Consider the following 1,974-nt stretch of genomic DNA (forward strand, 5'->3'; position numbering starts at 1 on the left):
ACTTCATCAAGGCCAGCGGTCACATACACCGCGCAAACAGGCCGGACAAATGACCGCAACCTGCGACGATCAACATCAGCTCAAATTAACCCTTGCAAAACAGGAGCCGTCCACAAATGGCAGCACCCAGCGATATGCTGATCCTCCAGTTTATGGAACAAAACTATCCCAGATGGCGGACCACACAATGGGGCTATTCCAGCCAGTTGATCTGAAATTTCCTTGTGCTATCATAAAAGCGGCCAATTCGGCTGACAGGGGGCACTCATGTTCAATCCCACCGCAGTCGTGGCCGCTGAATTTGGAGACCACCTCGCCAGGACATATCTTCAGTATTTCTCAGGACGTAAGAGCGAATACGCCTCGTTTTTAAGTGGTAGTGCACGCATGTTGCTGGAACGGTTGGGCAACTCTGACGCTTTGTACCACAATGCTGAGCATACAATGATGGTCACGCTGGTGGGCCAGGAAATTATCCGTGGTCAGCTTGTTACCCGTGCCGTTAAGCCAGAGGATTGGCTGCACTACATCATGGCACTTTTGGTCCATGACATTGGATTTTCCCGTAACATCTGCGAGGGCGACACCGACACGGAAATCGTAATCAACGAGGCAGGAGACCGAATTTGCCCGCCTCGCGGCTCGTCGGATGCGTTTCTCGCGCCATATCATATTGATCGTGGCAAGATTTACGCCCGTCAACGCTTTGCCAAGTCCGGACTGATTGACGAAGAGCGGATCGCTCGGGCTATCGAGTACACACGTTTCCCAATGCCTGATGACCCGTTCTATGCCAGTACAGAGAGTGAAGAAGCCTTGGTGCGATCTGCAGACCTTATTGGCCAGATCGCCGACCCGTTCTACCATCGCAAGATCAGCGGGCTTTACCATGAGTTTGTGGAAACTGGCTATGCGCAAAAGTTAGGGTACAGCTCACCTATGGATCTTATGGAGCAATTTCCGAATTTCTTTTGGCAGCAGGTCCAACCGCTGATTGGCCCGGCGCTTAGGCATCTTGAGCGATCCATGGATGGCAAGCAATGGGTGGCGCAGCTCTATAATCATGTCTTTCAGGTCTCGCACCGTGCCAGTTGCCTTGGACCGTTCCCCGGTCCGGCAGATGCCCAATCATAAAACGAGGGGGATTAAGTTGTTCAGCGTAGTTTTGGCGCTGTCCGACGTCTGCGCTTGTCACCATAAAACGCAAGGCAAGGTCGAGCGCTGGCACCACGCCCTGAAGGACCGAATCCTGCTGTAAATTACTTCCTGCCCGGCGATCTCGAAGCCCAGATTGAGGCCTTCGTCGATCATTATAATCTGAGGCAGTCCCCATTTGTGGGACAGGGTCTGACGTAAATTACGCTACTTTTTGCACCTGCTGATCGGGGTTGGTTGCTTCAATTCTCTGCCAATAGACTACGGCGGGTGGTTGGCCGCCAAGGGCTGAGTGTGGTCGTTGGTAATTAAAGAACCCTATATGAGTCGCACGTCAGGATTGCGAGAACAGCTCGCCTTTCGCGCCGTCTTTCAACTCTTGGCCGACATTCCCCAAGTGGTCTGCCGGTTGGTGGAAAGGTCGCCTGATGTGGCCACCGGGTCAAGTGTCTTGCATGCCAAGTGTCGCCTGCGGTCTGTGAGCTGCTAAAGTGAGGGCCGATCAGGCCGCAAAACGGCCCCATCCAAGCCCGCCAGGTTCGGCTCAATCATCTGGCACCTCACGTGTCGTTCCAGGGTTTGAACCTTCTGGTCAGAAAAACATTGGCGACGGCCAGATCCCCAATCTCGGAATGGAAGTCTTTGACCTGCTCGTCGTCGACTGCCGGTGTCTTCCGATCGCCGCGCTCAAAGTAAGCGTCCGGCCTCGCTGCTCTGACATTTCATAGAGTGTGTTGATAAGTGTCCACTATTGATAGTGGACATCTTGAGGGCGGATATGGCGGGCAAGAAGGGTCAGAAGAAGCGTTTTTGGTCGGA

General features: G+C 53.5%; 1 protein-coding gene. It reads left to right on the top strand.

The features are described from left to right. The first annotated feature begins 267 nt into the window (after nucleotides 1–267). A complete protein-coding gene (locus ROG8370_RS19745) occupies nucleotides 268–1,134 on the top strand; it encodes a metal-dependent phosphohydrolase (RefSeq protein WP_085828819.1) in 867 nt (288 codons plus the stop codon). Nucleotides 1,135–1,974 lie beyond the last annotated feature (840 nt).

It is taken from the genome of Roseovarius gaetbuli, assembly GCF_900172365.1.
Taxonomy (GTDB): domain Bacteria; phylum Pseudomonadota; class Alphaproteobacteria; order Rhodobacterales; family Rhodobacteraceae; genus Roseovarius; species Roseovarius gaetbuli.